The following is an 8,292-nucleotide window of genomic DNA, read 5'->3' on the forward strand; positions in this document are numbered from 1 at the left end:
TGTCCTCTCAGACCAGGGTGGCGGTGTACTGGTTGGCGGGGCGGGGGAGGCCGTAGCGCTCCCGCAGGGTCCGGCGCGGTCCGTACTCCTCGCGGAGCAGGCCGCGGGCGCGCAGGATCGGGACGACGTGGTCGACGAAGAGGTCGAGGCCGGACGGCAGGACGGCCGGCATGATGTTGAAGCCGTCGGCGGCACCGAGCGTGAACCACCGCTCGATCGCGTCGGCGACCTGTTCGGGCGTCCCCGCGAAGGTGAGGTGCCCGCGCCCGCCGCCGAGCCGCCCGACGAGCTGCCGCACGGTGAGGGACTCCCGCCGGGCGAGCTCGACGATCAGCGTGTACCGGCTCTTGGCGCCCTCGATGGCGTCCTCGGTGGGCAGATCGGCGGGGAGCCGGCCGTCCAACTCCAGGCTTCCCGGCTCCAGTTGCAGCAGCCGCTCCAGGCGGTCCACCCCGTGCGTGTACACGATGTGGTCCTCCAGGACCTGCTCGGCCGCCCGCGCCTCGGCCTCCGTGGACCCGATGACCGGGACGATCCCGGGCAGCACCTTGATGTGCTCCGGGTCCCGGCCGGCCGCCGTGGTACGTGACTTGAGGTCGGAGTAGAAGTCCTGCGCGTCCTTGAGGGTCTGCTGCGCGGTGAACACGGCCTCGGCGTACCGCGCCGCGAACCGCTTCCCGTCCTCGCTCGACCCCGCCTGCACGAGCAGCGGGTAACCCTGGGGCGAGCGCGGCACGTTGAGGGCGCCCTCGACACTGAAGTACGTCCCCTGGTGCCGGGGCGGATGGATCTTGCCGTCGTCACCCCACACACCGGCCGACTTGTCGCCGACGATCGCGTCGTCCTCCCAGCTGTCCCAGAGCTTGAGGGCGACATCCAGGAACTCGGTGGCGCGGGCGTACCGTTCGGCGTGCGCGGGTTCGGCTTCGAGCCCGAAGTTCCGGGCCGCTTCGGCACCGGCGGTGGTGACGATGTTCCAGCCCGCCCGGCCGCCGCTGATGATGTCCAGCGAGGCGAACTTACGGGCCAGGTTGTAGGGCGAGTTGTACGACGTGGACGCCGTGGCGATCAGCCCGATGTGCTCGGTGGCCGTCGCCAGCGCGGTGAGCAGCGTGAGCGGCTCCAGCGCACCGGCCGGCCGCTGCGCGATGTTCCCCCACAGCTGCGGGCCGTCGGCGAGGAAGAGCGAGTCGAAGGTGCCGCGCTCGGCGGTCCTGGCGAGCCTGACGTAGTGGTCCAGCTCGACATGCGCGAGCGGATCACTCTCGGGCAGCCGCCACGAGGCTTCGTGGTGCCCGGTGTTCATGAGGAAGGCGTTGAGATGGAGCTGGCGGGTCATGCGGGGTCCCTGTCTGTGTCTTTGGTCTTTGTCTTTCAGCCCGTCCGGCGTTTGAGGACGAGGAAATCCCCGACGCTCACCCCACTCCCTCGGTCACCCCCAGCGCCGCAAGCAACCGCTCCCGGTACTCCCCGAGCAACGGATCCCGATACGACCGCGGATGGGGCCGCTCGATGGTCAGATCGAGACCCACCCGCCCCTCCTCCAGCACCAGCACCCGATCCGCCAGCACGATCGCCTCATCCACGTCATGCGTGACCAGCAGCACCGACGGCCGATGCCGCTCCCACAACTCCCGCAGCAGCGCATGCATCTTGATCCGGGTCAGCGCGTCCAACGCCCCGAACGGCTCATCGGCCAGCAGCAGCTCCGGCTCCCGCACCAGCGACCGCGCCAGCGCCGCCCGCTGGGCCTCGCCCCCGGACAACTCATTGGGCCAGGCCCGTTCCCGCCCCTTCAGCCCGACCTCCTCAAGGGCCGCCCGCCCCCTGTCCTCCCCGTCCGTCCCCAGCAGTACGTTGTCCAGGACCCGGCGCCACGGCAGCAGCCGCGAGTCCTGGAAGACCACGGACACCCGCTCGGGCGCGGTGAGCTGACCACTGCCGACGACCTCGTGGTCCAGCCCCGCGATCGCCCGCAGCAGCGTGCTCTTGCCGGACCCGCTGTGCCCGAGCAGGGCGACGAACTGTCCCGCGGGAATGTCGAGGTCGATACCGTCGAGGACGACCCGCCCGTCGAACGACCGGGTCAGACCCCGGAGTTGGACGGCCGGCCGGGTCAGCTGCTCAGTGTGCGCCGCCATGACAGCACCCTCCGTTCGATGAGGCGGACCGTGCTGTCGGAGGCGAGTCCGAAGATGCCGTAGACGACGAGTCCGACGAGGATGACGTCCGACTGGCCGTAGTTCTGGGCCTGGAACATCATGTAGCCGAGTCCGCTGGTGGCGTTGATCTGTTCGAGGACGACCAGGCCGAGCCAGGAGCCGGTGACACCGAGCCGGAGACCCACGAAGAATCCGGGCAGTGCGCCGGGGATGACGATCTGCCGGATGAACTGGTACCGGTTCAGCCCCTGCACCTCGGCGAGTTCGACGAACCGGCTGTCGATGCCGGACAGCGCGGCGTGGGTGTTCAGATAGATCGGGATGTAGACGACGATCGCGATGATGGCGATCTTGAAGGTCTCGCCGATGCCCAGCCAGAGGATGAACAGCGGGATCAGACCGAGGGTCGGGATCGCCCGGTTGAGGTTCACCGTCCCGTCGATGAGCGCCTCCCCGACCCTGCTCAGCCCGGCCGCCAGCGCGAGGGCGACCCCGGCGACGAGGCCGATAGCGAACCCGGAGGCGGCGCGCTGGAGCGAGGTGAGGATGTCGCCGATCAGGGTGCCGTCGGTCCACAGATGGGCGCCGGTCTCCACGACCGTCCAGGGCGCCGGGATCGCGGCCGGGTCCAGCCGTCCGGCGGCGGAGGCGACGGCCCAGAGGACGAGGAAGAGGGCGGGGCCGATGAGACGGCTGGCCGGCAGACGGCGGCCGGGCGACAGGCCCCGCCGTTTGCGTCGTACCGCTTTCGAGGGTTCCGCGACGACCGGTGCCGTCGCCGTCGTGGTCACAGCACTCACTTCCGGTACTCCTCTGCTACGGACTTCGCGGCGATGCCCTCGAAGCGGTGGTCGAAGAGCGAGGACACGTCGAACTTCTTCACGAACCCGCCTTCCGCCAGCAGATCGGCGGTCTCCTGCTCCCAGCGGATCGCCTCGTCCCAACTCGGCGAGAACAGCGGCTTGTTGGCGAGAGCGGTGATGCCCTGCGCCTGCGCGAGAGTCAGGTTCTGCGTCTTGACGTAGAACTCCTCGTTCCAGATGTCGGGGTTCTCGTACGTCCAGACCTGGCCCTTCGCCCAGAAGGGGATGTAGGCGGCGACCGCGGCCGCCTTCGCCTCGTCGCCCAGCACGGTGGCCGGCGCCCACAGCAGGTTGAGCAGGTCGACCACGTCCGTGGTGATCAGCCGGGCACCCTTCGCCTCGTACTGCGCGATGTACGCGGGCGACTGGGTGTTGGGCAGCGGGGCGATGTCCACCTGGCCGGACTGAAGGGCGGTGAAGAACTGGTTGCTGGTGAGCGGGACCAGCTTCACGTCGTCGTACGCGAGGCCCGCCTTCTTCAGCGCCCGCAGCAGCACGACACCCTGGGCCTGACCCTGCGAGAAGGCGAGCTTCTTCCCCCGGAAGTCCTCGACGGAACGTATGTCGCTGCCGGGCTTGGTGGCGAAGACGTAATTCGGCTTACGGGTGATGTTGATCGCGACGATCTTCGTGTCGAAGCCCTGGTAGTGCGCCTGGATCGGCGGAATTCCCGCGTTGTTGGCGAGGTCCAGGGACTTGGCGCGAAAAGCGTTGATGACATCGGGTCCTGCGCCGATGTTCACCCAGCTCGACACCTTGAAAGGCAGCGCGCCCAACTCGGCGAGTTTGAACTGGAGTTGCTGGGTGCCGGAGTAGGACGAGACCTTCAGGCCGGTGCCGGCCGGGACCTTGTCGGCGAGCGGGGCGGTCGAGGCGCCCCTGCTGCCGGTGGCGGCGCTGGACTCGGCGCAGCCGCTGAGCCCGGCGACACCGGCCGCGGCGCCCACGAGCGAGGTCAGGAACAGCCGCCGGTCTATGCCGGACGTACGGGAAAAAGGCATGGGAGGACTCCCTGAATTGATGCATGAGAAAAACGCGTTGAACGGCGTACGGAAGAAATTTCACGCAGCAGAAATGAGCGCGTCACACGGGGCGACAGGTCAGCAACAGAAGGTGCGACAGTGCAGGTGAGGGCTCATGAACAAGATGCTCCCGGTCGTGCGGAACCCGTGTCAATATTCGGAGTTTCTGAATTAAGTCCGCTCAGGTGATACGGCCGGTGGATACGGTCAGCGGATCCCGGTAAAGCATGTCGAGGGCCACCGAACCGCCCGCCACCGCCAGTACGGAATCCGGGAAACTCGTCGGGATCACGGCCGCCGCCCGCTCGGGTCCGACCTCGTCCCGCAGCGCGGAGAGGCAGTCCTCCCGATGGATCGCGCCGACCTCGGTGACGACGACGACCTCCGGGTTGAGGATGTCGAGCAGCAGCCCGGCCGCCCGCCCCGTCATCCGCGAGCGCTCCACCAACAGCCGTGCGGCCACCGGATCCCCGTCCGCCGCCCCCTTCACGAGACGCATCGGGTTCACCCCGGCGTCGACACCCGCCGCCCGTGCCCGCTCGCACAGCGTCCGCTCGCTGAGCTCGACCTGAAGGCAGCCGACCCGCCCGCACCCGCACTTCCGCGTGCCGCCGCCGAGCGGCAGATGGGCGATCGCGCCGGCCTGCGAGCGCGGCCCGTGGTGCACCTCGTCGTTGGTGGCGAACGCGGCGTCGACCACATTGCCGACGAACAGGTGCAGCACGCTCCGGCTGCCGCGCGCCCGCCCGAACAGCCGCTCCGCGTTGACCAACGCCCGCGCGTGCCCGTCCACATGGACCGGCAGCCCGGTGCGCGCGCCGATCAGCTCCCGCACCGGCACGTCCCGCCAGCCCAGCAGTTGGTGCTCGACGACGGTCCCGGCCTCCTGGTCCACCCAGCCGCCGGCCGCGAAGCCGACGCCGAGCGGCCGACACCCCGGCGCGGCCGCGAGCAGCGCGCCCAGCCCGTCGGCGGCCCGCGCCAGCACCTGCCCCGGCTCGGTGACGCCCTCGTGCTTGAGCTCCCGCGAGGCCACCACGCGTCCGCGCAGATCGAGCAGCGCGACGGTGGTGTAGGGCACCGCCACATGGACGCCGCCCACCACGAAACGCGTGGAGTCCAGGTCGACCGGCACATGGGGCCGCCCCACACCCTTCGACTGCCGGGGCACGGCGGCCTCCCGGATCAGCCCGAGCCGGGAGAACCGGGCGCAGTAGTCGGTCACCGAGGCGGGGGAGAGCCCGGTCAGCCGGGCGATGGTGGAGCGCGCCACGGGCCCGTGCTCCAGCACGGACCGCAGCACGACACTCGCGCTCGTCCGCCGCCGGTCGGCATCGGAGGCACGCGCGATGGGGGAGGCAAGGGTGGTGGGCATGGCGATCATCCTCGGGAGCGGTTCCGACACTGCGCCGTCTCGGAGGGGAGGCGCGCCGGAGCGGCCTCACCGGGGGCGGCGACAGGCAGCCGCGCTCACGCGTCGCAGGTCGACATGGCGACGCGACGTGAGGGTGAGGGCCTGGGCAACCATGGCTCGAAGGGTAGGGGTGTCGGCCGGATCCGGCCAGGGTGCGATGCCTTGTTTGGTGGGACCCTACAGACGCCGTTCACACTCGACACGTGAGTGAAACGTCCCGGCCTCAGTGACCGGTGTCACGCCGTACCGGGTGTAACCGACATCCTTTGTATGGAGACCACCAAGCCGTGACTCCCGCCTTTGTCGAGCGCTGACGGTGATCGGCGCGAGGCGGCCGGGATAGCGTCGCGATGTCCCCCGCCGTTCACACTCCCGCGGAGTCCCCATGAGCACCGCCGTCGCCCCCGTCCGCCCTGGCCAGGTCCTCGCCGACCTGCTGCCGGCCTCCCGAGTCCGCGACATCGCGCTCGTCGTCGGCGGCGCCGCGCTCACCGGTCTCGCCGCCCAGATCTCGGTGCCGGTGCCGGGCTCCCCGGTGCCGGTGACCGGCCAGACGTTCGCCGTCCTCCTGGTCGGCATGACCCTGGGCGCCGGCCGCGGCTTCCTCTCCCTCGCGCTGTACGCCGTCGCGGGCGTCGCGGGCGTGCCGTGGTTCGCGGACGGCGGCTCCGGCGCGGCCGCCGCCTCCTTCGGCTACATCCTCGGCATGATCCTCGCCTCCACGGTCGTCGGCGCCCTGGCCCGCCGCGGCGCCGACCGCTCGGTGTGGCGCACCGCGGGAGCGATGCTGCTGGGCGAGGCGATCATCTACGCCGTCGGCGTCCCGTACCTGGCCTACGCCGCCGACCTGTCCGCCGCCACGGCGGTCGACGTCGGCCTCACCAACTACCTGATCGGCGACGCGCTCAAGGCCGCCGTGGTCATGGGTCTGCTGCCCACCACGTGGAAGTTCGTCAAGCGCTGACGCGGTCGGGAAATCAGGAGAATCGGGAAAGAGGCTCGCCGGGTCGCATCGCGACGTCAGACCGGCGGGCCTCTTCCATGTCCCGGCGCTCAGTGCGTGCGGATCTCCTGGCGCGGCCTGCGCGTGGACCACCACATGCCGGCCGCACCGGCGGTCAGCAGCGCCGCGCCCGCCGCCCCCAGCGGGAGCAGGTCACGGGCGGGACCGGTCTTGGGCAGCTCCTTCTCGCCGCCCGGCCCCACGGGCTGGTTGTCGGTGCCGAGCAGCAGCGGGGTGGCCGGGGCGTTCGGCGACGGGTTCGTCGTACCGAACGGAACCGGGCCCTGCTGCCAGAACGTCTTCTTTCCGTCGCCGGTCTGTACCGGCAGACAGATCTTGCCGGTCTTTCCGAGATCGAATGTCGCGTCCACGGCGTACGACTTCGACTTACCGGCCGCGAGATTGTCGATCGGGCAGGCGAAACCGCTGTTCGAGCCCTCCGGAAGATCGCTTTCGGCAATCGAGGAGCACCCTTGAACACTATTGACCGTGAGGCCGTCGAAGCCGACGACCAAAAGCTGGATCTTTCCGCTGTCCTTGGTCCCCTCGTTCTTCACCGTGGCGGTGAGGTCGGTCTTTTCGGAACTGTTGTCGACCGAGATCTGTTCGGGCAGCAGCGTGATCAGCTTCACGCCCGCCGGTGCCTCGTCGACGGCCTTTCCCCCCTTGCTGCTTCCGGGTCCCTCATCCGCTCCGGCGGCGGTGGAAAGGATCAGCACGGCCGAAAAAGATGCCGTGACCAGCGATCCCGCGATGGTCGTCATACGACGAGAACTCATGTTCGTCCCCCTTGGCTGCGCCTGAATTCGCAGTACTTGAAGAGCTACCACAAGATTTCTCCGCACTATGCTGGTACGGCGCGAAGTGTGACCATTGTGTTGAAGTAGGCGTTGACCGGTGCGTGGTTGAGGGGGTGTGACGGATTGCCGGGGAATACGGGAAACACGAGGAGCGGTGGGGCTCCCGGGATATTGGTGACGGGACGTTATCGCCTGGTCGAGAGCATCGGACAGGGGGGAATGGGGCGGGTGTGGCGGGCCGCCGACGAGATGCTCGACCGGGAGGTCGCGGTCAAGGAGATGCGCATAGACGGCCTCGACGCGGAGGACGCGCGCACCCGCAGGGAACGCACGCTGCGCGAGGCCCGGGCCACGGCGCGGATCGACCACCCCAATGTCGTACGGATCTATGACGTCGTCGACGAGGGCGAACGGCTGTGGATCGTCATGGAGTTGGTCGCCGGCCGCTCCCTGGAACGGATGATGGTGGAGGACGGCCCGCTCGGCCCCCTGGAAGCGGCCCGCATCGGCGTCGGCCTGGTCACCGCACTGCGTCAGGTGCACGCCCGTGGCGTCCTGCACCGGGACATCAAGCCGGGCAACGTCCTGGTGGAGCGGAACGGACACCGCGTGGTCCTCACGGACTTCGGTATCGCGGCGATCCAGGACGCGAAGGCGCTGACGATGGTCGGCATGCTGGTCGGCTCACCCGACTACATGGCCCCCGAGCGCATCTCCGGCCGCCCCCAGGGCCCGCCGTCCGACATCTGGTCCCTGGGCGCGACGCTCTGCGCGGCCATGGGCGGCCACTCCCCGTTCTCCCGCGACACCACACTCGCCACGCTCCACGCGGTCCTCTACGAGGAGCCCGAACTCCCCGCCGTGGCAGGTCCGTTGCGCGACATCCTGGCCGCCCTCCTGGAGAAGGACCCCGACGTCCGCCCGGGGCTGGAGGACCTGGAGACCGCGCTCCAGCCGGTGGCCTTCCCGGCACCCACCCCGACCGTGGCGGTCACGAGGACAGAAGACTGTCTCTTATACCCATGTGA

8 protein-coding genes are annotated in these 8,292 nt (G+C 69.5%); 2 read left to right on the forward strand and 6 right to left on the reverse strand.

The window, feature by feature from the left end; all coding sequences use genetic code 11:
* Positions 1-7: 7 nt before the first annotated feature.
* From HLK59_RS19960 to HLK59_RS19980, 5 genes are all read right to left on the reverse strand, one after another.
* A complete protein-coding gene (locus HLK59_RS19960) occupies positions 8-1,339 on the reverse strand; it encodes an LLM class flavin-dependent oxidoreductase (RefSeq protein WP_171142834.1) in 1,332 nt (443 codons plus the stop codon).
* 76 nt (positions 1,340-1,415) lie between these two features.
* Entirely contained in the window at positions 1,416-2,141 is a 726-nt protein-coding gene (locus tag HLK59_RS19965; RefSeq protein ID WP_171142835.1) for an ABC transporter ATP-binding protein, read from the reverse strand.
* Complete coding sequence (locus HLK59_RS19970) at positions 2,117-2,962, reverse strand: ABC transporter permease (protein WP_171142836.1); 846 nt, start codon at positions 2,960-2,962, stop codon at positions 2,117-2,119. The genes HLK59_RS19965 and HLK59_RS19970 overlap by 25 nt, the downstream gene beginning before the upstream one ends.
* Complete coding sequence (locus HLK59_RS19975) at positions 2,959-4,026, reverse strand: ABC transporter substrate-binding protein (protein ID WP_171142837.1); 1,068 nt, start codon at positions 4,024-4,026, stop codon at positions 2,959-2,961. The genes HLK59_RS19970 and HLK59_RS19975 overlap by 4 nt, the downstream gene beginning before the upstream one ends.
* Before the next feature lie 202 nt (positions 4,027-4,228).
* Complete coding sequence (locus HLK59_RS19980) at positions 4,229-5,422, reverse strand: ROK family protein (RefSeq protein WP_240982526.1); 1,194 nt, start codon at positions 5,420-5,422, stop codon at positions 4,229-4,231.
* Positions 5,423-5,846: 424 nt separating this feature from the next.
* Between HLK59_RS19980 and HLK59_RS19985 the strand changes: the two genes are divergently transcribed.
* The gene (locus HLK59_RS19985; RefSeq protein ID WP_171142839.1) at positions 5,847-6,425 is read left to right on the forward strand and encodes a biotin transporter BioY; all 579 of its coding nucleotides are present in this window, start codon (positions 5,847-5,849) and stop codon (positions 6,423-6,425) included.
* Between the two features lie 89 nt (positions 6,426-6,514).
* Here HLK59_RS19985 and HLK59_RS19990 read toward each other — a convergent pair whose 3' ends face one another.
* Positions 6,515-7,243 carry a hypothetical protein gene (locus HLK59_RS19990; protein ID WP_171142840.1) on the reverse strand — a complete coding sequence of 243 codons (729 nt, stop codon included), beginning with the start codon at positions 7,241-7,243 and terminating at the stop codon, positions 6,515-6,517.
* Between the two features lie 240 nt (positions 7,244-7,483).
* Here HLK59_RS19990 and HLK59_RS19995 point away from each other — a divergent pair.
* On the forward strand, positions 7,484-8,292 hold an 809-nt coding region (locus tag HLK59_RS19995), incomplete at its 3' end, for a serine/threonine-protein kinase (protein WP_240982528.1).

This window comes from Streptomyces sp. S3(2020), assembly GCF_013044505.1.
Lineage (GTDB): Bacteria > Actinomycetota > Actinomycetes > Streptomycetales > Streptomycetaceae > Streptomyces.

Coding starts and splice junctions, on each gene's coding strand:
- HLK59_RS19980 (WP_240982526.1), bottom strand. CDS start 5,422: ATGCCCACCACCCTTGCCTCCCCCATCGCGCGTGCCTCCGATGCCGAC.
- HLK59_RS19975 (WP_171142837.1), bottom strand. CDS start 4,026: ATGCCTTTTTCCCGTACGTCCGGCATAGACCGGCGGCTGTTCCTGACC.
- HLK59_RS19985 (WP_171142839.1), top strand. CDS start 5,847: ATGAGCACCGCCGTCGCCCCCGTCCGCCCTGGCCAGGTCCTCGCCGAC.
- HLK59_RS19960 (WP_171142834.1), bottom strand. CDS start 1,339: ATGACCCGCCAGCTCCATCTCAACGCCTTCCTCATGAACACCGGGCAC.
- HLK59_RS19965 (WP_171142835.1), bottom strand. CDS start 2,141: ATGGCGGCGCACACTGAGCAGCTGACCCGGCCGGCCGTCCAACTCCGG.
- HLK59_RS19990 (WP_171142840.1), bottom strand. CDS start 7,243: ATGAGTTCTCGTCGTATGACGACCATCGCGGGATCGCTGGTCACGGCA.